Genomic DNA, 23,676 nt, shown 5'->3' on the forward strand with positions numbered 1-23,676 from the left:
AGGGTAGCCCGAGGTGTGCGTTCGGCGCGAGCACCGGGGCGCGTCTGCGCTGGGCTCAGTCATTCGGGCAGGTCACCGCGAACGTCAGGGTCGCGTCGACCCGCTCGAACTCGCCCGTGACCGTGTTGATCGATGCGGGAACGCCGACCTCTCGAGGGGCGATGTCGGCATGTCCCTCGAGGTCGGTGACGAACAGCACCGACGTCTCGTCACCCCGCACGATCGACACCTCGCCGCGCGACTGGAACATCGCCGCGACCCCATCGTCTCCCACCCAGGCCGAGACGCTCGATTCGGCGTCCTCGTCGTACTGCACGGTGACGCCGTTCGGCACCAGAAGGTCCTCGCCGATCACATTGATGACGCCGTCCCAGTCGCAGAGCGGCTTGTTCGGATGCCCCACCAGCTCATGGGTCTCGCCGTCCTTCTCGTAGGTGATCGAGACGGTCGGATCGGAGTACGCCGGCGTCGGAACCGGAGTCGGCGTGGGAGTCTCCGCGACCGGCCCCGACGCGCACGATGCGAGGAGCAGCGCGGCAAGGAGGGCTACGGCGCCGAGAGCAGGAGTTCGCGCAGGTGGCATCGGACAATCCTACGCACGCACGACGGCACGTCGCGGAGCAATCAAAGGCTCACCGAGCAGATATGCGGACATCCGAGTTGTTAACAGATTCATCCACAGCTGTGGATGAATTCCCTGGTCACACGCTCATCCTCGCTCTCGAGGCACGAGTCCATCGGTGACCGCGACAGTTGTTAACAGGGTTGTTAACACCTGTGGAGGGGAGTGTCGACGCAGATCGTCGGCTAGGCTCTGGGCGCCGGACGGGGAGAGACGATGAAGCGAAAAGCGTGTGTGGTCGCCGTGACGATGATCGTCGGGATGGTCGGCGTCACAGCCGGATGCTCGGCTGCCACCTCCACCCCGGCTCCCCCGCAGGCCGTCGGCGAGAACTATCCGGGCACCTGCATGCCCGCGGAGTTCTCCTGGCCGACGGACTTCCTCGAGTCGCTGCCCTCGGAGTCGGAGGCCGTAGGGGGAAGCGTCGTCGGGCTCCGCCTCGAGTATCTGGACGAACAGTGGGTCTGGCGCATCCGCAGCGCCTCGAGCGCGACCGACATGTGGGGAGAGCGCGTCGACGATCCGAGTCTCGGTATGGAGTCGATCGTCGACGTCCGCACCTTCGAGATCCGGTCCTCCGGCGATGTGCAGCTCACCGAGGCGGAGCAGAGCGACGGGTCCGGCGCGCTCCTGGCGGCGATGGCCTCGGGGGAGCAGTGGCCGAGTCCGCTGATCGTCGAGATGGCGCGAGTCATGGACGACGGAGACGCCGTGTGGCGCATCACGACCTGCGACACCGCGACGAACGAGTTCTCAGAGCAGACGATTCCCTGAACACGAAAGACCTGCAGAAACGAGGAGGCCCCGCACTAGGCGGGGCCTTCTCGAACTGTCTCAACACAGTGTGGAGCCTAGGAGATTCGAACTCCTGACATCCTGCTTGCAAAGCAGGCGCTCTACCAACTGAGCTAAGGCCCCGTGAGGGTATTCATTTAGTTGATGAGTGGGCCCACCAGGACTTGAACCTGGGACCTCTTCATTATCAGTGAAGCGCTCTAACCGCCTGAGCTATGGGCCCGTCAACCTCCAGAACTTTACCGGAGTTCTGGCGAAAATCCCAATCGAGGGCGGGGACCCGAACAGACCCCCGCCCTCGATGCGCATCAGCTGCCCGGACGGATCGTGGCACTGCCCGCAGAGAGCGAGACCTCGATCGTGTGGCGAGCGGTTCCTGACTGATCGACGCGTGCGTCGAGCGATCCTGCACTGACGTCCTGGATGATCGAGTACGACTCGTCAGGAACGGTGAGATCGAGGGATCCGGCACTGACATCGATCGTCGTCTGCGAGGGCGCCGTGCCGGTCAGCTCGACGTTGAGGTCGCCCGCCGAGACGCTGAGGTCGGCCTCGTCGACGTCTGCGAGAGAGGCATCGGCACGGCCGGCGCTCATGTCGATGCTCACGCTGCTCGCGGCGCCCTCGATGTCGAGTGCTCCGGCGTTGACCGTGATGTCGAGTGCGCCGAAGTCGCCGATCACGTCGACGCTTCCCGCATCGAGAGTCAGTTCGGCATCGAGCGCCGCCTCTCGCAGGTTCTGCGGGAGGGTGAGCACGGCCGATTCCTCGTCGCCGAACCAGCTCCCGAACCACCATCCGAACCGGAACTCCGGGCTGCGGACGACCAGGTCGTCACCGTCCCTGTCGAGGGTCCATCCCGAACCGCGTCCGTTGGTGACCGACAGTTCCGCCTCATCGACGTCACCGAATTCGATGCGCATGTTGCCGGCATCCACATCGAGGTCGACGCCCTGAAGCCCTGAGACGTCTTCGGTCTGCACCGAGTCCGCACGCTCGTTCGATGATGCGACCAGACCGCCCGTCGCGGCGACCGCGGCGGTCGCTCCCGAGCCGAGCAGTGCGATCCCACCCACGATCGCAGTCACGATCATGATCGCCCTCGCGCCCGACGACGGTCCGGTTCCGCCGGACGTCGCCTGCGTCGGGGTCGCGGGCTGAGGCTCGGCCGCCGTCGGCGAACCGGGCGCACCGGGCGTGGATGCCGGCGGCGGTGTGTACGACGTCTGACCGCCCTGAGGGTCATCGTTGCTGGTGGTCATCGTCCCACTCCTGTCTGTCCGGTCGGCGGTGTGCCGCCCGTGTTCTCGATGTGTGCGAGAGCCGCCAGCACTCGACGGTTGCCCGACTCGCCCTGTTCGAAGCCCAACTTCTGGAAGATCGCGGTGATGTGCTTCTCGACACTCGCCTCCGAGAGGAAGAGCAGGCTCGCGATGGCCTGGTTCGACTTGCCCTCGGCGATCAGTGCCAGCACGGTGCGCTCACGCTCGGTGAGCCTCTGCATCCTGTCGTCCCGATTGCGACGGGTCAGGAGCTGGGCGACGACCTCCGGGTCGAGCACTGTGGCGCCCTCGGAGATCCTCTGCACCGAGGCCAGGAACTCCGACACATCGGCGACACGATCCTTCAGCAGGTATCCCAGAGGGCCACCCTGCGCCGAGATCAGGTCTGATGCATACCGCTCCTCGACGTACTGCGAGAGCACGAGCAGAGGCAGAGCCGGGTGGGTGTCTCGCAGCGCCAGTGCGGCGCGGATCCCCTCGTCGGTGAACGTCGGCGGCAGCCGGACGTCGAGGATGCAGAGCTCGGGGTCGGTGTCGGCGACGGCCTCGGCGAGCCCCTCGGTGTCGGGCAGTGCCGCGACCACGCTGTGACCCGCGTCCTCGAGCAGACGCACCAGGCCCTCTCGCAGCAGAACGGAGTCTTCGCAGATCAGGATGCGCATGGCACATTCACCTCCAGGCTGGTCGGTCCGCCGAGAGGACTCTCCAGACGGAATGTGCCACCGGCGGCCAGGATGCGATTGGCGATGCCGTCGAGCCCGCCGCCGGGCTGCACCTGAGCGCCGCCCATGCCGTTGTCTTCGACACGTGCCCAGAGGACATCGCCTTCTCGCAATCGCACGGTGACGCGCGTCTCACTGGCACGGGAGTGCTTGGCCGCATTGGTGAGCGACTCGGCGATCGAGAAGTACACGGCGGCCTCGGCGTCTCGACATGGCCGCTGGTTCCCTGAGCCCGTCGAAGGGTCCATGCGGACGTCGAGGATCACAGGAATGTGGGAGCGGCTGGCGAGCGCCGACAGCGCGGCGTCGAGGCCGCGGTCGTCGAGTACCGACGCGTGGATGCCTCGGGCGAGCTGTCGCAGCTCGGTGATGGCTGCCTTGGTCGAGGTGTGCGCCTCGGAGATCAGCTCCTTCGCGACAGCCGGGTCGCTGTCGATCTTCTGCTGGGCGAGGCCCAGCGTCATCCCGACCGACACGAGCCGAGGCTGTACGCCGTCGTGCAGGTCCCGCTCGATACGTGTGCGCTCGAGGTCGGCGGCACGCACGGCCCCCTCGCGCTGGGCGGTGGTGGTGCGCACACGCTCGGTGAGTTCGGTCTCTCGGCTGCGGACCACGATCGCGAGTGAGATCACGCGGTTGAGCAGAGCCAGCCCGATCATGCCGGCGATCGAGGCCGCGATTCCGAGGATTCCGATGAGCGGTGCCCAGGCGGCGTCGATCCCACCACCACCGAACGGTCCGATCACGGTGTCGGTTCCGGCCACAGGAGCGAAGCAGATCACGATCGACCAGACGACACCCCACGCGAGTCGCAGCACGATCCATCCGAGGATGGCCGTGATCGCGAAGTTCGCGAGCGCACGCCACATGCGGCCGTCGATCGCCTGGCGTCCGAGTGAACGCAACCACCCGACGAATCCGGGACGGTCGCGTGGTCGCCACCGCAGCGGAGCGATGCGGGTCTTGTAGAGCGCTCCCACCCTGGCGACCTCGAACCAGCCGACGCCGAACAGGGCGTAGACGAGCCCGACGAGGAGCACGACTCCGATGCCTGCGGCGAAGAGCAGTCCGAGGCCCGTACCGAGGAGTCCGGAGAGGGTCGCGAAGATGAACCCACCGATGACCCCGATGCCCGCCAGATGCAGGATCGAGAGCACGATGCGCAGCGGCGGCTTCGTGGCCGTCGCCGGTGGTGGCGTGGCAGTCTGTGTCGTCATGTCTCCAAGGTACGGCCGTGCTGATCACGCCGACACCGAGGCATCCCGACACCCTCCTTCGGGTTTTCCCTACCGATCGAGCGCGCCTGGGTCTCGCGTCGTCGCCGGAGCGGAAGGGGGCGCGCACCTCCGACCGATCTGGTTCACTGAGCGCATGACCGCACATGAGGGTGAACCGCACGGAGCAGGGGTCGGCCAACGTCTCAACTGGCTCCGCGCCGGCGTGCTCGGGGCCAACGACGGCATCGTCTCGGTGGCGTCCCTGCTCGTCGGTGTGGCGGGCGCCACGACCGACAATGCCGCCCTGCTCACCGCGGGACTCGCCGGTCTCGTGGGCGGGGCGATCTCGATGGCCCTCGGTGAGTACGTCTCGGTCAGCAGTCAACGCGACAGCGAACGCGCATTGATCGCCAAGGAGCGCGACGAGTTGGCGACGATGCCCGACGCCGAGCTCGCGGAACTCGCCGGGCTCTATCGCGAGCGAGGACTCAGCGACGAGACGGCGCAAGCGGTCGCGCGGGAGCTCACCGCCCACGATGCCCTCGCCGCGCATCTCGAGGTCGAACTCGGCATCGATCAGGACGACCTGGTGAGCCCCTGGCAGGCCGCACTGTCGTCAGCCGTCGCCTTCACTCTCGGAGCGCTGCTCCCACTGCTCGCCATCCTGCTGCCACCACCCGAGTGGCGGGTTCCGGTCACCTTCGTGGCCGTGCTGCTCGCGCTCGCCCTCACGGGAACCGTGTCGGCGAGGATCGGCGGATCGCCCGCCGCGCGAGCCTCACTCCGTCTCGTCGTCGGAGGCGCGCTCGCCCTGCTCGCCACCTGGCTGATCGGAACGCTGCTCGGCACGACCGGCATCGTGTAGACACACGAGTTCTGACACGCAAGAAGGGCGGATGCCGAAGCATCCGCCCTTCTTCTGAAAACGTCTGTGGCAGCCGCTCAGTTCGACGTGAAGCCGACGAGGAGACCGCCGGTCACCTTCACCGCCACGTTGTAGATGCCGGCCACGACGGCGCCGAGCACCGTGAAGACGATCAGATTGAGGATCGAGACGACAGCCGCGAAGGCCATCACCTGCGGAAGACCCGCCAGCTCGGAGATCCGCACGGAGTCGCTGGTGATCGTGCCGACGAATTCGTCGGCCTGACTGATGACGTTGGTCGCCTGCAGCACGAGGTAGATCAGGAAGAACGACACCATGGTGACGATCGCGAGCGCGACGGCTCCCAGGAAAGAGAGCTTCACTGCCGACCAGAAGTCGACGTAGACGAGACGCAGGCGAACCTGCTTGCCTCCGGTCTTACGGGTCGACTTCTTGGCCAGCTTGTCGGCTACCGTGCTCATGCGTCTGCTTCCTCAGGGTTCTCGGTCGTGTCGGGGGAGGTGGTGGGGGAATCCGCCTCCGCCTCATCCGATGCGTCGTCCTCGGTGAGGCCCCGCTCACCGTTGCGGGCGATGGCGAGGATCCGGTCGGCTTCCGTCGTCCGTGCGAACACCACTCCCATGGTGTCGCGGCCCTTGGCGGGCACCTCGGCCACGGCAGAGCGTACCACCTTGCCGCTGGAGAGAACCACCAAGACCTCGTCGTCCTCAGAGACCATGAGACCACCCGCGAGAGTGCCCCGATCGTCGTGCAACTTGGCGACCTTGATGCCGAAACCACCGCGTCCCTGGACGCGGTACTCCTCGATCGCGGTGCGCTTGGCGTAGCCGCCGTCGGTCACGACGAACACGAACTGGCCGAGAGCAGCGACGGATGCCGACAGCAGACTGTCGCCGTCGCGGAACTTCATTCCCTTGACACCTGCGGTGGCACGACCCATCGGGCGAAGCGCCTCGTCGGTGGCGCTGAACCGCACCGACATTCCCTTACGGCTGATGAGCAGGATGTCGTCTTCGGCATTGACCATCAGAGCCGAGACGAGTTCGTCCTCGTCGTTCAGACGGATCGCGATGACGCCGCCCTGGCGGTTGGTGTCGTAGCTGGCGAGGCTGGTCTTCTTCACGAGACCGTCACGCGTCGCGAGCACGAGATAGTCGGCGACCTCGTAGTCGCGGATGTCGAGCACCTGCGCGATGTTCTCGTCGGGCTGCAGAGCGAGCAGGTTCGCGACGTGCGTCCCCTTCGCGTCGCGGCCCGCCTCGGGGACCTCATAGGTCTTGGCGCGATACACGCGCCCCTTGTCGGTGAAGAACAGCAGCCAGTGGTGCGTCGTCGTCACGAAGAAGTGCTCGACGATGTCGTCCGCACGCAGCTGAGCACCCTTGATTCCCTTGCCGCCGCGGTGCTGCGAACGGTAGTTGTCGCTGCGGGTGCGCTTGATGTACCCGGCGCGGGTGATGGTGACGACCATCTCCTCTTCCGCGATGAGGTCTTCCATCGAGACGTCGCCGTCGAAACCGTGCAGGATGTGCGTGCGGCGCTCATCGCCGAAGCGGTCGACGATGCCGGTCAGCTCTTCGCGGATGATGTCACGCTGCAGCGACTCGTCGGCGAGGATCGCGTTGTACTCGGCGATGAGCCTCTCGAGCTCGGCTGCCTCGTCGAGGATCTTCTGCCGCTCGAGTGCCGCGAGACGACGCAGCTGCATGTCGAGGATGGCCTGCGCCTGGTCGTCATCGATGTCGAGGAGCGTCTTGAGCCCTTCGCGGGCATCGTCGACGGTCGCCGACCGACGGATCAAGGCGATGACCTCGTCGAGGGCATCCAGTGCCTTCAGGTATCCGCGAAGGATGTGCATGCGACGTTCGGCCTTCGCCAGACGGAAACGCGTGCGGCGCACGATGACTTCGAGCTGATGGGTGATCCAGTAGGTGACGAACCCGTCGATCGCCAGCGTGCGCGGCACACCGTCGACGATGGCGAGCATGTTCGCACCGAAGTTCTCCTGCAGCTGCGTGTGCTTGTACAGGTTGTTCAGCACGACCTTGGCGACGGCGTCGCGCTTGAGCACGACGACGAGACGCTGACCCGTGCGGTCCGAGGACTCGTCACGGATGTCGGCGATGCCGCTGATCTTGCCGTCGCGCACGAGATCGCCGATCTTCACGGCGACGTTGTCGGGGTTGACCTGGTACGGCAGCTCCGTGATGACGAGGCAGGTGCGTCCCTGGATCTCCTCGACGTTGACGACGGCGCGCATGGTGATCGATCCGCGACCCGTGCGGTACGCCTCGTGGATCCCCTTGGTGCCGAGGATCTGCGCCCCGGTCGGGAAGTCCGGCCCGGGGATGCGCTGGATCAGCCCATCGAGAAGCTCATCACGCGGCAGGCCGGGGTTGTCGAGAGCCCAGAGTGCAGCAGCAGACACCTCGCGCAGGTTGTGCGGGGGGATGTTCGTGGCCATGCCGACGGCGATGCCGACCGAGCCGTTCACCAGCAGGTTCGGGAACCGCGCCGGGAGCACGGTCGGCTCCTGGGTCTGCCCGTCGTAGTTGTCCTGGAAGTCGACGGTGTCTTCTTCGATGTCGCGCACCATCTCGAGCGCGAGAGGGGCCATCTTGGTCTCGGTGTACCGAGGGGCCGCGGCGCCCATGTTGCCGGGAGATCCGAAGTTTCCCTGACCCAGCGCGAGCGGGTATCGCAGGGCCCACGGCTGCACGAGACGGACGAGAGCGTCGTAGATCGCCGAATCACCGTGCGGGTGATACTGACCCATGACCTCGCCGACGACACGCGCGCACTTGGAGAACGACTTGTCGGGGCGGAATCCACCGTCGTACATGCCGTAGATCACTCGGCGGTGCACGGGCTTCAGCCCGTCGCGCACGTCGGGGAGAGCGCGGCCGACGATCACGGCCATCGCGTAGTCGAGATAGCTGCGCTGCATCTCGGACTGCAGGTCGACCTGGTCGATCTTGCCGTGATCGTGCGCCGGGGGCTCGGGGCGTACTTCGTCAGTCATTTGTCTTCTCTTCGTTGGTTTCTGAGAGCGGCTCGCGACGTTTCGACTCGCTTCGCTCGCTCAACGACCAGGGTTGCTCGCTGCGCTCGCCTGTATTAGATGTCGAGGAAGCGGACGTCCTTGGCGTTGCGCTGGATGAAGCTGCGTCGCGACTCGACGTCTTCCCCCATCAGCACACTGAAGATCTCATCGGCTGCCGCGGCATCCTCGATGGTCACCTGGCGGAGCGTCCGCGTGGTGTGATCCATGGTGGTCTCCCACAGCTCCTTGGCGTTCATCTCGCCGAGACCCTTGTAGCGCTGGATGCCGGCGTCCTTCGGGATGCGCTTGCCGTTGTCGAGACCGAACTTCAGCAGGGCATCGCGCTCGGCATCGCTGAACACGTACTCGTGCGGCTGGTTCGACCACTTGAGGCGGTAGAGCGGCGGCATCGCGAGGTAGACGAAGCCTGCCTCGATGAGTCCTCGCATGTAGCGGAACAGCAGCGTGAGCAGCAGCGTCGTGATGTGCTGGCCGTCGACATCGGCATCGGCCATCAGCACGATCTTGTGATAGCGCGCCTTCTCGATGTCGAAGTCCTCGCCGATGCCTGTGCCGAAGGCCTGGATCATCGCCTGGACCTCACGGTTCGCGAGTGCCTTGTCGAGACGGGCACGCTCGACGTTGAGGATCTTGCCGCGCAGGGCGAGGATCGCCTGCGTGTGCGGATCGCGTCCCTGCACCGCCGAGCCACCGGCCGAGTCACCCTCCACGAGGAAGATCTCGCTGATCGAGGGATCCTTGCTGGTGCAGTCCTTGAGCTTGTCGGGCATCGCAGCGGACTCGAACACGCTCTTGCGTCGTGCGGTCTCGCGTGCCTTGCGAGCGGCCAGTCGCGCGGTCGCGGCATCGAGTGCCTTGCGGATGATGTTCTTCGCCTGGGCGGGGTTGCGGTCGAACCAGTCTCCGAGCTGATCGCCGACGACCTTCTGCACGAAGGCCTTGGCTTCGGTGTTTCCGAGCTTGGTCTTGGTCTGCCCCTCGAACTGCGGTTCGCCCAGCTTGATCGAGATGACGGCGGTCAATCCCTCGCGCACGTCGTCGCCCGAGAGGTTGTCGTCCTTCTCTTTGAGGATGTTGTTCGCACGCGCGTACTTGTTGACGAGCGTCGTGAGCGCGGCGCGGAATCCCTCTTCGTGGGTTCCACCCTCGTGCGTGTTGATCGTGTTCGCGTAGGTGAAGACGTTCTCGGTGTACGAGGTGGTCCACTGCATGGCGACCTCGAGAGAGATCTTGCGTGCCGTGTCCTCGGACTCGAACGCGATGATCTCCTCGTTCACGACCTCGGCGTGACGCACCTTGTTCAGGTACTCGACGTAGTCGACGAGACCGCGCTCGTAGAAGAAGACATCCCCGGGCTGCTTCGTGGTGGCAGTACCCTCGACCTCGACCTCGTAGGCCGAAGACGCGCGCTCGTCGAGCAGCTCGATGCGCAGTCCCTTGTTGAGGAACGCCATCTGCTGGAAGCGGGTGCGCAGCGTGTCGTAATCGAAGTCGATCGTCTCGGTGAAGATCGAGGCGTCCGGCCAGAACGTGATACTCGTGCCGGTGGTGTCGGTCTCCTCGCCCTTGATGAGCTTCTGCTGCGGCACACCTCCGTCGGCGAAGCTGTGTCGCCAGACGAAGCCCTTCTGCTTGACCTCGACGTCGAAACGGGTCGACAGCGCGTTCACCACAGACGAGCCGACACCGTGCAGGCCACCCGAGACGGCGTATGCGCCGCCGCCGAACTTGCCACCGGCGTGCAGGATCGTCAGGACGACCTCGACGGTGGACTTCGTCGGGTCGGAGGAGTGCGGATCCACCGGGATGCCGCGGCCGTTGTCGACGACGCGGACGCCGCCGTCTTCGAGCAGCGTGACGTAGATCGTGTCGGCGTAGCCCGCGAGAGCCTCATCGACCGAGTTGTCGACGATCTCGTAGACGAGGTGATGCAGACCGCGCGGCCCCGTCGAACCGATGTACATGCCAGGGCGCTTGCGCACGGCCTCGAGTCCCTCGAGGATCTGGATCGAGTCGGCACCGTACTCGCCGGGCTGCTTGACCTTGGGGGAGATCGATGTAGACCTGGTCTCCGCGTCTGCGGGAGTCTGGTCTTCTGCACCCGTCGTGGGGTCAGGGGTTTCCCCGGTGGTCGATTCCGTCTCGTCAGCAGGGAATTCAGGCGTCATCAGAGGGCATTCTCCACATCGATATCACGAACTCCCATTCTAGCGGGGTTTCGAGCCGAAATCCCGCTAGACGGCCGTGTATGCCCCTCTGAGCCTCTCGAACCCCCTGAACGGTGCCCTACCCGTAGGTATCGCGTGGGCCCCGTCCTGGAACGACTCTGGGACCCCATTTCCAGGAGGGAACGTCCGGTCCGATGAAGCGGAGGTTCTCGACGCCGGCCGACGGATAGCGTCGACCGATCTCCGTGAGGATCGTTCCTCTCATGAACTGTAGGTTCTTCGCCCAGGCTGTGGAATCGCACTTCACCGTGAGCACTCCACGCTCGAGCGACACGGGTTCGGAGTGCTTCGCGGTGTCGGCGCCCGCGAGATCGGCCCACTGGCGGACGAGGTCTTCGCGCGCGAGCGTGGTCTCCCACCCCGAGTCCCTGGTCAGCCTGTCGAGCACTGCTCCGAGCGTTCCCGGGTCACGGCCCGGGGTGAAGGGTGCGTTGTCGTCGTCGTCGACGATCCGTCGCTTGCGCTTCCAGGTCTTCGAGCTCGGCTTGAGTCCTCGCAGACGCAGGTATGTCGCCACCGTCTCGGGGGTCTCTGCGGCCGGAACCGCGGCGATGTCAGACATCCGTCTCCGCCTTCTCCGTCACTGGGTGCGGCCGGTCGTCACTGATGGTGCCGGCCGTGATCCTGACGACGTGTGCGTGCAGCACCTCGGGGATATCCTCCTCCACGGCCGCCGTCACCACCACCTGCTCGTACCCGGCAGTCACCGCCGCGAGGCGCTGACGGCGGTCGGCATCGAGTTCGGCGAAGACGTCGTCGAGGATGAGCACCGGGTCGCCCGCGGGGGATTCGCTGCGCAGCAGTTCGGCGGATGCGAGACGCAGCGCGAGAGCCATCGACCACGATTCACCATGCGACGCATAGCCCTTCACCGGAAGATCACGGACTCGGAGCACGAGGTCATCGCGATGGGGGCCGGTGAGGGTGAGCCCGCGATCGAGTTCGTTCGACCGCTTCGCGAGCAGTGCCGCGTGGAACATCTCCGCGCACTTCGCCATGCTCAGCGACCCGTCGTCATCGATGGGCGAAGACTCGCCGTCTTCAGGATCCACGCCGCGGACGGACAGCGCCCACTCCAGTCGCGGGCGGTGATCTTCGCCCGCGATCGCCGCATACGCGTCAGCGACCGGCTGCTGCAGGTCGGCCGCCAGCCGCTGCCTGGCACTGATGATCTCGGCGCCGAGCGACACGAGCTTGTCGTCCCAGACGTCGAGCGTGCTGAGCCCCTCGCCTTTGACCCCTCGAGCGCGAGCCGATTTCAGCAGGGCATTGCGTTGCTTGAGCACACGGTCGTAGTCCGCGAGCACAGAAGACATGCGGGGCGTTCGCTGGATCAGCAGCTGGTCGACGAACCGTCGGCGAGATGACGGGTCTCCCCGCACTATCTGCAGGTCTTCGGGTGCGAACAGCACGACATGGGCGTATCGAGGAAGCTCGTTCGTCTTCGAGGGAGAACCGTTGATCCGCGCCTTGTTCGCACCCTGCTTGTTGAGCTGCACCTCGACGAGCACCCGTCGCTCCCCGTGCGAGAGTCGCGCGCGGATGATCGCGTACTCCTGGCCGTCGCGAACCAGGGGTGCATCTGAAGACACACGGTGGGATCCGAGTGTCGCGAGGAAGACGACCGCCTCGGCGAGGTTGGTCTTGCCCTGGCCGTTTCTGCCCACCAGAACGTTGGGCCCACGGTGCAGTGCGAGTTCGGCCGTCGCGTAATTGCGGAAATCGACCAGACTCAGGTGCTCCACAATCACGGTGTCAGCCTACCTTCGGCCTCTGACATGGCCTCTGCGGGGGCCCGCCCGCCTGAACCGCGATCAGCGAAGCAGCAGGTTCGGCTGCAGCAGGTACTTGAACGAGTCGAGTCCCGCCTGATCGACGGATGTCTGGCTGGTGATCAGCACGGGGCTGAGCTTGTTGGCGTTGTCGCTCGAGGTGAACGTGACCCGCACGAACTCGCTCTTCACCGCGCCGAGAGCCTCGATGAGGTACTGCGGGTTCAGGCCCAGGGTCACGTCGTCGCCACCCGAGAGGATCGCGTCGACGGACTCCGATGCGCGGGCGTGCTCACTGCCCGACGCATCCATCGTCACTCCGTCGCTCGCGAACGTGAATCGCAGCGGAGCAGCACGGTCGAGCACGAGCGACACTCGGCGAACAGCCTCGACGAGGTCTGCCGTGTTGACGACCGCGTAGTGGTCGGTCTGCTCGGGGAAGAGGCGGCGCACCGGAGGGAAGTTTCCCTTGATGAGCAGCGACGTGACGGTCTTGTTGCCTGCGGTGAAGGCGATGATCTCGCGGTCGCCGGCGCCGGAGAAAGCGATCTGGATGGTGCCGGCGTGGCCGAAGGTCTTTCCGACCTCGAGCAGAGTGCGAGCAGGGACCAGCGCAGTGGCCTCGACGGCCTCGCCGTCCCAGGGCACATCGCGCAGCGACACACGGTAGCGGTCGGTGGCCACGAGACTGAGCGTCTGACCGGACACCGCGAGCTGCACACCGGTGAGGACCGGCGTGACGTCGTCGCGCGAGGCGGCGAAGCCGACCTGTGCGATGGCAGTGCCGAAATCGTCGGCCGGCACGACTCCGGACGAGCCCGAGACCTCGGGAATCGACGGATATTCCTCGACCGGCATGGCGGCGAGCGTGAAGCGGGCGGATCCGCAGGTGACCGAGATGCTTCCGTCGTCCTCGACGGCGATCTCGATCGGAGCGTTCGGCAGGCGGCTGGCGATGTCGGAGAGCAGTCGACCGTGCACGAGGATCGTGCCCGCTGTGTCGACGGTGGCCTCGATGGTCGTCCGAGCGGATGCCTCGTAGTCGAAGGCCGAGAGAGTGAGTCCTGACGCGTCCGCTTCGATCAGCACACCGGCGAGGATCGGCTGCGGATTGCGCTGCGGAAGCAGCTTGACGACGAAGGACACAGCCTCGCTGAAGACATCGCGGTTGACCTGAAACCTCACGGGTGCTCCCTTGTCGTCGTTCTGAGACGCGTCGTCATCGTTCCTGCCGGTGCAGGGCTTCCCATGCTAGCCCCAGAGTCGTACCGATCCCTACGCCTCTGTGATTCGGATCGGACGTTCGGGTTTCCACACCGTCTGGTGATCGGATCGCCCCTGGATTGAATTAACTCCTTAACGGTGTTAACACCTGTGGATACTGTGGATAAGTCGGTGGAAAGCAGACGCGAGTAGGGAACTACACGGTTGTCACTTGTGGAAACCCTGAGGAATACGCGGGTTACGAGCATCCGATGCGATTCGAGGCATGTCTGAGTTATCCACAGGATGATCGATTTGTCCCGTGTTCATCCCGAGCCCATCCCCATCCATCCACAAGTTATCCACATGTGTAAAACGGCATCGATCCGACTTCTCCACGGCGCGTCGCAGCGACGAGAAGGGGGCCGCAGCGCCCTTTCGGATGCTGCGGCCCCCTTTCTGGAGTGGCCGGGCCGTTTCAGCGGCGACCCAGCTGCGTGGTGATCTCGGTCACCTGGTTGTAGATCGAGCGCCGCTCCTTCATGAGCTCGCTGATCTTCTTGTACGCGTACATGACGGTGGTGTGATCTCGGTTGCCGAACAGCTGACCGATCTTCGGGAGCGAGAGGCTCGTGCGCTCTCTGCAGAGGTACATGGCGATCTGTCGTGACGTGGCGATCTGCTGCGATCTGCTCGAGCCGTACAGGTCGTCGACGGTCAGCTTGAAGTACTGAGCGGTCGCGGTGATGATGTCGGTCGGCGAGATGATGTTGTCCTCGGCCGTGTCGATGATGTCGCGAAGCACCGTCTGGGCGAGCGATATGTCGAGGGCCGATCGATTGAGGCTCGCGAACGCCGAGACGCGGATCAGTGCGCCCTCGAGCTCGCGGATGTTCGACGACACCACGGTGGCGATGTACTCCAGAACCTCGTCGGGGATGTGGAGGGCTTCGCTCTGCGCCTTCTTGCGCAGGATCGCGATGCGGGTCTCGAGGTCGGGCGCCTGCACATCGGTGATGAGTCCCCACTCGAATCGGCTGCGCATCCGATCTTCGAAACCGGTGAGGTGCTTCGGGGCGACATCACTGGTGATCACGACCTGCTTGTTGTGGTCGTGCAGCGTGTTGAAGGTGTGGAAGAAGGCCTCTTGGGTCTCAGCGCGGCCCTGCAGGAACTGGATGTCGTCGATCAGGAGGATGTCGACCTCGCGATACCGGGCTTGGAACGCAGCGCCGCGGTTGTTCGCGATCGAGTTGATGAAGTCGTTCGTGAACTCCTCGCTCGAGACGTACCTCACCTTCACACCGGCGTAGAGGGACTGTGCGTAGTCGCCGATCGCGTGGAGGAGGTGCGTCTTGCCGAGACCGGAGTCGCCGTAGATGAAGAGGGGGTTGTATGCCTTGGCCGGTGCTTCGGCGACGGCGACGGCTGCGGCGTGTGCGAAACGGTTGGACTGGCCGATCACGAAGTTGTCGAAGGTGTACTTCGGGTTGAGTCGGGATTCGTGGCGCAGGGGTGTCGGCTGCTCCATCGGCGACTCGATGCGGATGTTCTCCTGCCGGCCGAAGTCCGCGACCGCGATGGGAGCGGTCGGCTGCTCGGCGAGCTCATGGTTCACGACGACACGGTAAGAGGTGACCTCTTCGCCGATGTGGGAGAGAGCCTCCATGATCGGGAGTCGGAGGCGCTTGTTGATCTGCGCGGCCGTGAGGTCGTTGGGCACCTCGAGATAGAGGGTCGCTGCCATGACGCCTGCGGGAACCGCGAGGCTGAGGAAACCCTGAAGCTGCGGTGTCACCCGGTCATCCGCTTCGAGCAGCTCCTGCACCGTGGTCCAGATGGGAACGTCGGGCTGGGCAGGTGATGACATGACGCTCCGGAGCTGGGGATAGGGAGGGTTCGGCGACGGGCGTCTCCCTGTGGATAACTTCGGATGCCACGGTAGTCATCGAGGCTGTGATCGGCAACCTGCCCTTGAGATACCGCGCGCGTGTTGCGCATACGTGCAGGCCGGAGGTTGTGGATAATGGCTGTGCGGATCATGCAGGCGGTCCGATGTCGAGGCGCGCAGATTTGCTCTGGGCGCCGTCAGGACGTACCCTTAATCGGTTGACTTATGCCTGAACGGCAGATCCCTATGTCTCCGGTCAAAATGATCCCGGTGGCAGCATTCCCGGAGTGATTCCATGAGCAAGCGCACCTTCCAGCCCAACAACCGCCGTCGCGCCAAGAAGCACGGCTTCCGTCTTCGCATGCGTACCCGCGCCGGCCGCGCGATCCTTTCGGCTCGTCGCGCGAAGGGCCGCACCGAGCTCTCCGCGTAGATCGCTGTGCTCGCCCGCCCGTTTCGCCTGACCCGCGGGAGCGACTATCGACTGGTCGTTCGACGTGGATCACGTTGTGGCGGGGCGCGCGTCGTCACCTCGGTGATGTCGACGGGCGAGAGCAGAGCCGTGAGGTTCGGATTCATCATCAGTAAGCAGGTTGGCACCGCGGTGGTGCGCAACTCCGTTCGTCGACGCCTCAAGGCAGTCTGCGCGGAGGCGCTCCCGCGAGTTCCCGAGGGCACGGATGTCGTCATCCGTGCCCTTCCTGCATCCGCCACCGCCACCTACGCCGAACTCAGCGCCGACGTCAACCGCTGTCTCGGTCGACTGACCCAGGTGGCGTCATGACCGCGCTACCCGCGACCTCGCTCGGAAGCGCGCGGCTGCAGTCTCGGGACCTGGTGCGCAGCGTGCCGTTGGTTCCTCGCAATCTCGTGCTCGGTTTCCTCGCCGGGTATCGCAAGGTGATCTCTCCTCTCTACGGAGATGTATGCGCCTATTACCCCTCGTGTTCCGCTTACGCTGTAGGTGCGGTGCAACAGCACGGTGCCGTGCGGGGAGCGATGCTCTCGGCATGGCGCATCCTCCGTTGCAATCCCTGGAGCCACGGCGGCGTCGATGACGTCCGTCCGCACGAACACTTCCGCTATGACCTGACCGCTCACGGTTTCGTCGTCCCTGCCCGAAAGGACTGATCGGTGGGTCTTGACCTTCTGTTCGCCAGCACCACCCCTTCGCCGGCGCCTGCCGCCGGTGGCTTCGATCTGTTGGGGACCATCCTCTGGCCGCTGAAGTGGCTGGTCGAGCTCGTGCTCGTCTCATGGCACTGGCTGCTGACGGCTGTCGGTCTGCCCGCAGCATCGGGACTCACCTGGGTGCTGTCGATCGTCGGACTCGTCATCGTGGTGCGCGCCGCTCTGATCCCGCTCTTCGTGAAGCAGATCAAGAGCCAGCGCAAGATGATGGAAATCGCCCCTGAGCTGCGTAAAGTCCAGGAGAAGTATCGCGGTAAGAAGGACCAGCTCTCTCGCGAGGCGATGAGCCGCGAGACCATGGCTCTCTACAAGAAGCACGGCACGACACCGATGTCGAGCTGCCTTCCGCTGCTGGTGCAGATGCCGATCTTCTTCGCTCTGTTCAGCGTTCTGAATGATGTGACGAAGCACCACGCTGCCGGCATCGGCGGTGTGGGTCTGCTCAACGCCGAACTCACCGAGCAGTTCTACGATGCTCAGCTCTTCGGGGTGGCGTCGCTGCACGAGACCCTCGGCAATGCCGTGGATGCGGGCAACACGGTCGCGATCGTGATCCTCGTCGTCCTCGTGGTGCTCATGATTGCGTCGCAGTTCTTCACTCAGCTGCAGATCATCTCGAAGAACCTGTCGCCCGAGGCCAAGACCGGCCAGGCGTACCAGATGCAGAAGATCATGCTCTACATCCTTCCGCTGGGCTTCATCTTCTCGGGTGTCTTCTTCCCGCTCGGCGTCGTCGTGTACTGGTTCATCTCGAACCTCTGGACGATGGGTCAGCAGTTCCTCGTCATCCGCGAGATGCCGACTCCTGGTTCCGAGGCCGCGAAGGCCCGTGAGGAGCGTCTGGCGCGCAAGGGCAAGGCGATCGATTCTTCGGGCAAGGTCGTTCCGATGGCGGCGTATGAGGCAGAGCAGCAGCGTCTTCTCGAAGAGGCCGAGAAGGCCAAGGCTCAGGCTCCGAAGCGCCAGCAGCCGGTAGGCAAGAAGCGCTCGAAGAAGAAGGGTGGCGCAGCGTGAGTGAGAATGTGATGGAGACCGTCGAGCCCACTGTGGCTGAACTCGAAGCCGAGGGTGACGTCGCAGCCGACTACCTCGAGGAGCTCCTCGACATCGCGGACATCGATGGGGACCTCAATCTCGACGTGCGACAGGGACGCGCATACGTCTCGGTCGAAGCGGAGGGCGATGGGCTCTCCCTTCTCTCGGCCCCTGACACCGTGCAGGCTCTGCAGGAGCTCACTCGTCTCGCCGTGCAGAACAAGACCGGTTCGTTCTCTCGGTTGATCCTCGACATCGGCGGATCACGCGACGCGCGTCGCCGGCAGCTCGAAACCCTCGTGAACGCGGCGGCGGTCAAGCTGAATGACGGGGCATCGCAGGCTTCACTGCCCGCCATGTCGAGCTATGAGCGCAAGCTTGTCCACGATATTGCCGCTGATCAGGGACTTGTTTCAGAATCGTACGGCGAGGGCGCGGATCGTCACACGGTTCTTCGCCGCCGCTGATGTCGTCTGAGTCCTCGAGTGCGGATGCCTCCAAGACCGGCGTCGTGGAGGAAGAGCCTGCCGTCGCCGCGGAGATGTTCGGCGATCGCATAGTGCTTGCCCGGCGGTTCACCGCAGCGTTGGCTGAGCATGGTGAAGAGCGTGGCCTCATCGGCCCGCTCGAGCTCCCGCGGCTCTGGACTCGGCACATTCTGAACAGCGTGATCGCTGCGCCCCTCTTCACCGGTTCTGTCGCCGATATCGGTTCCGGCGCCGGCCTGCCGGGCATAGTCCTCGCCATCGCCCGCCCGGAGGCGCACTTCACTCTCATCGAGCCGATGGAGCGCCGAGTCACCTGGCTGAACGAGCAGGTGTCAGACCTCGGACTTTCGAATGTCGAGGTCGTTCGTGCCCGTGCAGAGGACGTGCGCCGCCCAGACGGTTTCGACGTCGTGACAGCCCGAGCGGTGAGTGCGCTACGGACGCTCATTCCGCTCACCGCACCTCTGGTGCGTGATTGTGGCGAGCTCATTCTTCTCAAGGGAATGAATGTGTCGAACGAGATCGACGCAGCGCAGAAGCAGATCAAGAAGTTCCGTCTGTCGGACGTTCGTGTCGAGGTACTGGGAGAGGGCGTACTGCCCGAGACGACCCGTGTGCTCCGTGCGCGCGTGCGCTGACAGATCACTGCGCTTGAACTGCTGACACTGCGCGACTTGGCGTTTTGCGCCCTACGTTGCCCGCGCTGCGCATTGTCGTACCGACGCTACTATTTGCCTTGTTCGTCATTCGAGTGTTTGCGCGATGCGTTTCACGTGAAACATTCCGCTCGGGCGAGATAGGTCCCACATCACTAGCAAGCCTGGAGCAGACAGACTCTGTATCGAGGTCGGCGTAGGGGATTGTTTCACGTGAAACGCAGTATCCCTCAGGACTGGGCGTAGCGGTCAGACAATCGCGCAAGCCTGCATCGCAGGTGCAAGCTCACGGCACGTCACCGGACACCTGCCGAGTTAGCATCTCGTGGGAATCGGCCCAAGGGACGAAGCGACGCAGCGATGTGGCATCGTGAGCTCCGGTGTTGATTTCGGGGGGCAGCAGAAGCGGCCGGTCGCGACGCCAGGAGAACTCTCACGGCGTCACGCGAGGAGCAAGCGTGATTCGGAGTCCCACCGCAATTGGGCGCGAATGTTTCACGTGAAATGTTTGTTGCGCAGCGGATCTGCGGGCACGGCACCAGTATCCGGCTCAGGTGAGTCGCCTTCGGACTGTGCTTGCGTCTACGCATCGGTAACGGGTGGCACCGGGATGTCGCAGTGACTGAGGGGTAGGTCATAGTCAGTCCTAGTGGCCACCCTGTCTGGATGCTCCCTGACGGGGTTGAGGCGACCCTCATGACTATCGATCCAACGTGCACGACGTCTGCGGGTCATGGAACGTTCTCGCGGTCACAAGGGGGTGTTCGCTGGGCGGGCTGAGTGAGAGCGGCTTCCAAGGGGGCCTTGAGTGGGGCCCTCTATCTGGAGCTTACCCAGGCACGCCGGCAGATCACGTGGCGAGGATCCCGTGTGCTCAGTGCTGAAGCATGTGGTGATCACACGGGCTCTCTGATCCCGATCATCTGTGAGGGCACACTCCTACTCCTAAGCGAAGCGCGTCGGTTGTTTCACGTGAAACGGATCCATCGACTTTTGCTTCGTGGCCGGGTATTGGTGTCCATCGCCATGCTTCGACAGCCCCGCGTACGAGTCGCCACCTTCATCCGGCAGGCGCCAAGACGGGTGCGGGTGCGAAGGTGGGGGCGCTGTGCGGGCCCGGGGGAGTGTTTCACGTGAAACGCTAAGGCAACTGCGTACGTTTCGATGAATCCGTGGGAATACTCTGGGCGGCCGTGACCATGGGAGCGAATCCGACGAGAGGGGTGACGGATGTAGGTCGCGTGATGCCATTCGGCTGCACCGGCTGTCGACATGGCGGTGCTGGATGGCGGCACGCGCAGCTGCGCTGAGACATGCGCCCGCTACATTTTCGGGTTACCCAGCCGAGCGCCAGACTCGCGGATGGCGGGCAGACGGCATCGTTTCACGTGAAACGCTGCTGCTTCGTGAAGCAATCGTGGTGGGCGATTGAATCCCGAACCACTGAGGACCGCTGGCGGAACCGGCATGGCCTCTGGTGTGCTGCCACTTTGCCCGCGAAGATCAGGCCGCACGGACTGCGCCGGTGAGCTTTCCGTTTAGTCGGAGGCGCGGTAGACGCGAGTAACTACTATTCAGCGGTAGATCGCATGACCTTCTGCGCGTCGCAGAGGAGAGGGCGAACAGTCGCGACTCACGACCGTTTCACGTGAAACATGCGCCCGAATCGCTGAACCAGTGATCGCGCGGCTTCACCCTGCCGGAGATGCGGACCGGATCACCAGCCTTGAGACCCTGTGAATTCGAGTCCGCGCGGCGCCGGTCGGCCGGCTGGGCGTGCGGCGTCAGATGCTGTTACCGTGCCGTCCGAAGAGATTGACTTGCCCACCAATCGCCTGTGCGCGATCGTTGGGGGACTGGTGCGCGCTCGCTTCGGCGGCGTCGTCGTCCTGGGGAGCACCTCGAGACTTGCTCGTATCCGATCAGGTGACCATCCGGATGATTCTTGCGCAGCGCCGAGAACTCCGCTGAGATCTCTCAGATTGATTCCCTGCAATTAGGACGCTGTTTGGCGCATTGTGGCACTGGGGTACCCGGAAGTGAGTCGACTTTTCATCGTCATCGATCGATCGGGTCCCACAGGCGGAGGGGGCGTCGGAGAGCGTGTCATTGAGTCGCGGGTGCTGACCACCGGACTGTCTGGAGTGGGTAAGGCATCAGTGATCGGGAACTGCGCTTGTGAGGTGCGTACGCGGTCGATACAGATGAGTTCGGCTGGAGGGATTTCGGTGGTGTCGCTCGAAGAGAGGATGACGAATCTCGAGGTGATGTGCGGTCGGACCGAAGCGCGCGAGGAGATCCGTACGGTGAATCGTCGGACAGCCGAGCGGAGATCATGGCGAACACGCGTTCCGTGGAACCCCAGCTCGTGCCACTGCGACGCTGGAGCTCGACGCGACCCACCTCTCAGTGGCACCGTCGACGTCGTGCACGAGCTCAACCGTCACTGTTTCACGTGAAACAGTGCGCAAGGCGGGGTGGGGACACAGGTGCGTCTCCCCAACGCCGAGGATGACGCAACCCGCCGAAGCGGGTGATCAGTCGCAGCGCGCCGCAATACGAGCAACCGTGTGGGTTCTACGAATGCAAGACCGAACACGAACAAGGACTGCGGGCGTGCCCTCGTCCACAAGTGTGCGCTCATGCGGGCAACGTCGGCCCCAGCGATTAGAGTGGAACACGGCCCCGAAAGGAGTGGATGTTTCACGTGAAACAGTCCGAAAAGGCAACACCGAAGGATTCTTTCGGCATGGATACGCCACTCGCGCGCGAGATCGCCGACCTCTCGGCACGACGTCGGGTGCTGGATTCCGTGAAGGTCGAGTTCACGGGGGAGACCCGTGTGCTCACGGTCTCCAACCAGAAGGGTGGCGTCGGGAAGACGACGAGTGCGGTCAACATCGCCGCAGCGCTCTCAGGACTCGGTGCGAAAGTCCTGGTCATTGATCTCGACCCGCAGGGCAACGCATCCACCGCACTGGGGGTACCGCACAGCGGGGACATCCCCAGTGTCTACGACGTTCTCATCGATGAAGTCCCGCTAGCGGACATCGTGCAGCAGAGTCCTGAGGATTCGAACCTCTTCTGCGCTCCCAGCACGATCCACCTCGCCGGAGCCGAGATCGAGCTCGTCGCCCAGGTGGCGCGTGAGCACCGACTGCGCCGGGCGCTCCAGGAGTATCTGGAGACCAGCCCCATGGACTTCGTCATCATCGACTGCCCACCGTCTCTCGGTCTCCTGACGATCAACGCGTTCACCGCAGCCGACGAAGTGTTCATCCCGATCCAGTGCGAGTACTACGCACTGGAGGGACTGAGCCAGTTGCTCGGCAGCATCCAGATGATCCAGAAGCATCTGAACCCCGATCTTCATCTCTCCACCATTCTGTTGACGATGTTCGACGGACGCACGCGTCTTGCGCAGCAGGTGGCAGATGAGGTTCGCACCCACTTCCCGGACCAGGTGCTCGACACCGTCATCCCGCGCTCTGTGCGGGTGTCGGAGGCACCGAGCTTCGGTCAGACCGTGATCGCCTACGATGGGCAATCGGCCGGCGCCGTCGCGTACCGCGAGGCAGCCGTCGAGATCGCGTCGCGCACAGCGACGCAGAGCAAGGAGAAATGATGGCGAAGCGCACTGGACTGGGCCGGGGGATCGGAGCCCTCATTCCCACCGCTGATCAGGCAGAGCGCCCGGTCGATGTGTTCTTCCCCGGCGCGAGTCTTCGGCCTGCGACGGATCAGGCGGCCACCGTGGCGGAGGAGGTGCCCGACCTCGAGGTCGTTCCCGGCATCCATCTCATCCAGATCGATCCGCAGAAGATCGTTCCCAACCCCCGCCAGCCGCGCACGCACTTCAATCCAGAAGACCTCGCGGAGCTCGTGCACAGTGTGCGCGAGTTCGGAGTGCTGCAGCCGGTCGTCGTTCGCAAGAATGCTGACGGCGAGTACGAGCTCATCATGGGTGAGCGCCGCACCCGAGCCGCTCGCGAGGCCGGTCTCGATTCGATCCCTGCCGTGGTTCGTGAGACCGCTGACGAGGACCTGCTTCGCGATGCTCTGCTCGAGAACCTCCACCGTTCGGAGCTGAACCCGCTGGAAGAGGCCTCTGCCTACCAGCAGCTGCTCGAGGACTTCGGGATCACGCAGGAGGAGCTGGCGACACGCATCGGTCGTTCGCGTCCTCAGATCAGCAACACGATCCGTCTGCTCAAACTGCCCGTGCCCGTGCAGCAGCGCGTGGCGGCCGGCGTTCTCACCGCGGGTCATGCTCGCGCGATCCTGAGCCTCGACTCTCCCGAGGCGATGCAGCGGCTTGCAGACAAGGTCGTCAACGAAGACCTCTCGGTGCGTGCGACCGAGGTCGCTGCCAAGAGCCAGCCCTCGTCGGCGGGCCGCACCGCGAAACCCACACCAGGTTCGCGTCGCGCCTACCTCGACGAGGTCGCGGGCAAACTCGGAGACCGCCTCAACACTCGGGTCAAGGTGTCGCTCGGAGCCCGAAAGGGTCAGGTCCTCATCGACTTCGCGTCGATTCAGGACTTGAACCGAATCCTCGAAGAGCTGGGCGAATCCGGCTTCGGTCCGGCGTGATCACCCCCTAGAACTCCGGTATTCCCCTAG

The 23,676-nt window shown here is 64.4% G+C and carries 21 protein-coding genes and 2 tRNA genes; 10 read left to right on the forward strand and 13 right to left on the reverse strand.

All coding sequences use genetic code 11. The features are described 5' to 3' along the window. Nucleotides 1–55: 55 nt before the first annotated feature. Nucleotides 56–583 carry a hypothetical protein gene (locus ACZZZN_RS15470; RefSeq protein WP_463506031.1) on the reverse strand — a complete coding sequence of 176 codons (528 nt, stop codon included), beginning with the start codon at nt 581–583 and terminating at the stop codon, nt 56–58. Nucleotides 584–838: 255 nt separating this feature from the next. On the opposite strand from ACZZZN_RS15470, the gene ACZZZN_RS15475 reads away from it, so the two are divergent. Further along, nucleotides 839–1,396, forward strand: a complete 558-nt coding sequence (locus tag ACZZZN_RS15475; RefSeq protein ID WP_463506032.1) for a hypothetical protein — start codon at nt 839–841, stop codon at nt 1,394–1,396. A 71-nt stretch (nt 1,397–1,467) separates the two neighbouring features. Here ACZZZN_RS15475 and ACZZZN_RS15480 read toward each other — a convergent pair. From ACZZZN_RS15480 to ACZZZN_RS15500, 5 genes are all read right to left on the reverse strand, one after another. Beyond that, a tRNA-Ala gene (locus ACZZZN_RS15480) sits at nt 1,468–1,540 on the reverse strand. 26 nt (nt 1,541–1,566) lie between these two features. Then, nucleotides 1,567–1,640: transfer RNA gene (locus ACZZZN_RS15485), tRNA-Ile, on the reverse strand. 85 nt (nt 1,641–1,725) lie between these two features. Further along, nucleotides 1,726–2,679 (reverse strand): DUF4097 family beta strand repeat-containing protein, encoded by a 954-nt coding sequence (locus ACZZZN_RS15490; protein ID WP_463506033.1) that lies wholly within the window; start codon nt 2,677–2,679, stop codon nt 1,726–1,728. After that, complete coding sequence (locus tag ACZZZN_RS15495; RefSeq protein ID WP_463506034.1) at nt 2,676–3,362, reverse strand: LuxR C-terminal-related transcriptional regulator; 687 nt, start codon at nt 3,360–3,362, stop codon at nt 2,676–2,678. Before ACZZZN_RS15495 ends, ACZZZN_RS15490 begins: the two co-directional genes overlap by 4 nt. Next, nucleotides 3,350–4,639, reverse strand: coding sequence for a sensor histidine kinase (locus ACZZZN_RS15500; protein WP_463506035.1), 1,290 nt, complete (start codon nt 4,637–4,639; stop codon nt 3,350–3,352). The genes ACZZZN_RS15495 and ACZZZN_RS15500 overlap by 13 nt, the downstream gene beginning before the upstream one ends. Before the next feature lie 154 nt (nt 4,640–4,793). On the opposite strand from ACZZZN_RS15500, the gene ACZZZN_RS15505 reads away from it, so the two are divergent. Continuing rightward, nucleotides 4,794–5,504, forward strand: coding sequence for a VIT1/CCC1 transporter family protein (locus ACZZZN_RS15505; protein ID WP_463506036.1), 711 nt, complete (start codon nt 4,794–4,796; stop codon nt 5,502–5,504). 77 nt (nt 5,505–5,581) lie between these two features. Here the strand turns inward: ACZZZN_RS15505 and ACZZZN_RS15510 are convergent, their stop codons facing one another. The 7 genes from ACZZZN_RS15510 to dnaA all read right to left on the reverse strand — a co-directional run bounded on the left by ACZZZN_RS15510 (nt 5,582) and on the right by dnaA (nt 15,662). Then, nucleotides 5,582–5,986 (reverse strand): DUF3566 domain-containing protein, encoded by a 405-nt coding sequence (locus ACZZZN_RS15510; protein WP_463506037.1) that lies wholly within the window; start codon nt 5,984–5,986, stop codon nt 5,582–5,584. Beyond that, nucleotides 5,983–8,547, reverse strand: a complete 2,565-nt coding sequence (gene gyrA / locus ACZZZN_RS15515; RefSeq protein WP_463506038.1) for a DNA gyrase subunit A — start codon at nt 8,545–8,547, stop codon at nt 5,983–5,985. Before gyrA ends, ACZZZN_RS15510 begins: the two co-directional genes overlap by 4 nt. A gap of 95 nt (nt 8,548–8,642) precedes the next feature. Then, nucleotides 8,643–10,757: a DNA topoisomerase (ATP-hydrolyzing) subunit B gene (gene gyrB / locus ACZZZN_RS15520; protein ID WP_463506039.1), complete on the reverse strand. Its 2,115-nt coding sequence runs from the start codon at nt 10,755–10,757 to the stop codon at nt 8,643–8,645. 118 nt (nt 10,758–10,875) lie between these two features. Next, the gene (locus tag ACZZZN_RS15525) at nt 10,876–11,379 is read right to left on the reverse strand and encodes a DciA family protein (protein WP_463506040.1); all 504 of its coding nucleotides are present in this window, start codon (nt 11,377–11,379) and stop codon (nt 10,876–10,878) included. Continuing rightward, nucleotides 11,372–12,568, reverse strand: coding sequence for a DNA replication/repair protein RecF (recF, locus tag ACZZZN_RS15530; RefSeq protein WP_463506041.1), 1,197 nt, complete (start codon nt 12,566–12,568; stop codon nt 11,372–11,374). The genes ACZZZN_RS15525 and recF overlap by 8 nt, the downstream gene beginning before the upstream one ends. Before the next feature lie 63 nt (nt 12,569–12,631). Beyond that, nucleotides 12,632–13,774, reverse strand: coding sequence for a DNA polymerase III subunit beta (dnaN, locus tag ACZZZN_RS15535; RefSeq protein ID WP_463506042.1), 1,143 nt, complete (start codon nt 13,772–13,774; stop codon nt 12,632–12,634). Nucleotides 13,775–14,270: 496 nt separating this feature from the next. Beyond that, nucleotides 14,271–15,662, reverse strand: a complete 1,392-nt coding sequence (gene dnaA, locus ACZZZN_RS15540; RefSeq protein ID WP_463506043.1) for a chromosomal replication initiator protein DnaA — start codon at nt 15,660–15,662, stop codon at nt 14,271–14,273. A 316-nt stretch (nt 15,663–15,978) separates the two neighbouring features. Here dnaA and rpmH point away from each other — a divergent pair, with 316 nt between their 5' ends. The 8 genes from rpmH to ACZZZN_RS15580 all read left to right on the forward strand — a co-directional run bounded on the left by rpmH (nt 15,979) and on the right by ACZZZN_RS15580 (nt 23,646). Further along, the gene (rpmH, locus tag ACZZZN_RS15545; RefSeq protein WP_022889115.1) at nt 15,979–16,116 is read left to right on the forward strand and encodes a 50S ribosomal protein L34; all 138 of its coding nucleotides are present in this window, start codon (nt 15,979–15,981) and stop codon (nt 16,114–16,116) included. A gap of 6 nt (nt 16,117–16,122) precedes the next feature. Next, nucleotides 16,123–16,467 carry a ribonuclease P protein component gene (rnpA, locus tag ACZZZN_RS15550; RefSeq protein ID WP_463506044.1) on the forward strand — a complete coding sequence of 115 codons (345 nt, stop codon included), beginning with the start codon at nt 16,123–16,125 and terminating at the stop codon, nt 16,465–16,467. Beyond that, the gene (yidD, locus tag ACZZZN_RS15555; RefSeq protein WP_463506045.1) at nt 16,464–16,814 is read left to right on the forward strand and encodes a membrane protein insertion efficiency factor YidD; all 351 of its coding nucleotides are present in this window, start codon (nt 16,464–16,466) and stop codon (nt 16,812–16,814) included. Before rnpA ends, yidD begins: the two co-directional genes overlap by 4 nt. Before the next feature lie 3 nt (nt 16,815–16,817). Next, nucleotides 16,818–17,888, forward strand: a complete 1,071-nt coding sequence (gene yidC / locus ACZZZN_RS15560) for a membrane protein insertase YidC (RefSeq protein ID WP_463506046.1) — start codon at nt 16,818–16,820, stop codon at nt 17,886–17,888. 11 nt (nt 17,889–17,899) lie between these two features. Continuing rightward, nucleotides 17,900–18,376, forward strand: coding sequence for a Jag family protein (locus tag ACZZZN_RS15565; RefSeq protein ID WP_463506607.1), 477 nt, complete (start codon nt 17,900–17,902; stop codon nt 18,374–18,376). Further along, a complete protein-coding gene (gene rsmG / locus ACZZZN_RS15570; protein WP_463506047.1) occupies nt 18,376–19,035 on the forward strand; it encodes a 16S rRNA (guanine(527)-N(7))-methyltransferase RsmG in 660 nt (219 codons plus the stop codon). Before ACZZZN_RS15565 ends, rsmG begins: the two co-directional genes overlap by 1 nt. Before the next feature lie 2,767 nt (nt 19,036–21,802). Further along, nucleotides 21,803–22,678: a ParA family protein gene (locus ACZZZN_RS15575; RefSeq protein WP_463506048.1), complete on the forward strand. Its 876-nt coding sequence runs from the start codon at nt 21,803–21,805 to the stop codon at nt 22,676–22,678. After that, complete coding sequence (locus ACZZZN_RS15580; RefSeq protein ID WP_463506049.1) at nt 22,678–23,646, forward strand: ParB/RepB/Spo0J family partition protein; 969 nt, start codon at nt 22,678–22,680, stop codon at nt 23,644–23,646. The genes ACZZZN_RS15575 and ACZZZN_RS15580 overlap by 1 nt, the downstream gene beginning before the upstream one ends. Nucleotides 23,647–23,676: the final 30 nt, after the last annotated feature.

Source organism: Microbacterium sp. AC145 (assembly GCF_979258505.1).

What these genes read in the sequence shown, in the direction of transcription:
- ACZZZN_RS15470 (WP_463506031.1), bottom strand. Translation starts at nt 583, where the DNA reads ATGCCACCTGCGCGAACTCCTGCTCTCGGCGCCGTAGCCCTCCTTGCC.
- ACZZZN_RS15475 (WP_463506032.1), top strand. Translation starts at nt 839, where the DNA reads ATGAAGCGAAAAGCGTGTGTGGTCGCCGTGACGATGATCGTCGGGATG.
- ACZZZN_RS15490 (WP_463506033.1), bottom strand. Translation starts at nt 2,679, where the DNA reads ATGACCACCAGCAACGATGACCCTCAGGGCGGTCAGACGTCGTACACA.
- ACZZZN_RS15495 (WP_463506034.1), bottom strand. Translation starts at nt 3,362, where the DNA reads ATGCGCATCCTGATCTGCGAAGACTCCGTTCTGCTGCGAGAGGGCCTG.
- ACZZZN_RS15500 (WP_463506035.1), bottom strand. Translation starts at nt 4,639, where the DNA reads ATGACGACACAGACTGCCACGCCACCACCGGCGACGGCCACGAAGCCG.
- ACZZZN_RS15505 (WP_463506036.1), top strand. Translation starts at nt 4,794, where the DNA reads ATGACCGCACATGAGGGTGAACCGCACGGAGCAGGGGTCGGCCAACGT.
- ACZZZN_RS15510 (WP_463506037.1), bottom strand. Translation starts at nt 5,986, where the DNA reads ATGAGCACGGTAGCCGACAAGCTGGCCAAGAAGTCGACCCGTAAGACC.
- gyrA (WP_463506038.1), bottom strand. Translation starts at nt 8,547, where the DNA reads ATGACTGACGAAGTACGCCCCGAGCCCCCGGCGCACGATCACGGCAAG.
- gyrB (WP_463506039.1), bottom strand. Translation starts at nt 10,757, where the DNA reads ATGACGCCTGAATTCCCTGCTGACGAGACGGAATCGACCACCGGGGAA.
- ACZZZN_RS15525 (WP_463506040.1), bottom strand. Translation starts at nt 11,379, where the DNA reads ATGTCTGACATCGCCGCGGTTCCGGCCGCAGAGACCCCCGAGACGGTG.
- dnaA (WP_463506043.1), bottom strand. Translation starts at nt 15,662, where the DNA reads ATGTCATCACCTGCCCAGCCCGACGTTCCCATCTGGACCACGGTGCAG.
- rpmH (WP_022889115.1), top strand. Translation starts at nt 15,979, where the DNA reads ATGAGCAAGCGCACCTTCCAGCCCAACAACCGCCGTCGCGCCAAGAAG.
- yidD (WP_463506045.1), top strand. Translation starts at nt 16,464, where the DNA reads ATGACCGCGCTACCCGCGACCTCGCTCGGAAGCGCGCGGCTGCAGTCT.
- ACZZZN_RS15565 (WP_463506607.1), top strand. Translation starts at nt 17,900, where the DNA reads ATGGAGACCGTCGAGCCCACTGTGGCTGAACTCGAAGCCGAGGGTGAC.
- rsmG (WP_463506047.1), top strand. Translation starts at nt 18,376, where the DNA reads ATGTCGTCTGAGTCCTCGAGTGCGGATGCCTCCAAGACCGGCGTCGTG.
- ACZZZN_RS15575 (WP_463506048.1), top strand. Translation starts at nt 21,803, where the DNA reads ATGGATACGCCACTCGCGCGCGAGATCGCCGACCTCTCGGCACGACGT.
- ACZZZN_RS15580 (WP_463506049.1), top strand. Translation starts at nt 22,678, where the DNA reads ATGGCGAAGCGCACTGGACTGGGCCGGGGGATCGGAGCCCTCATTCCC.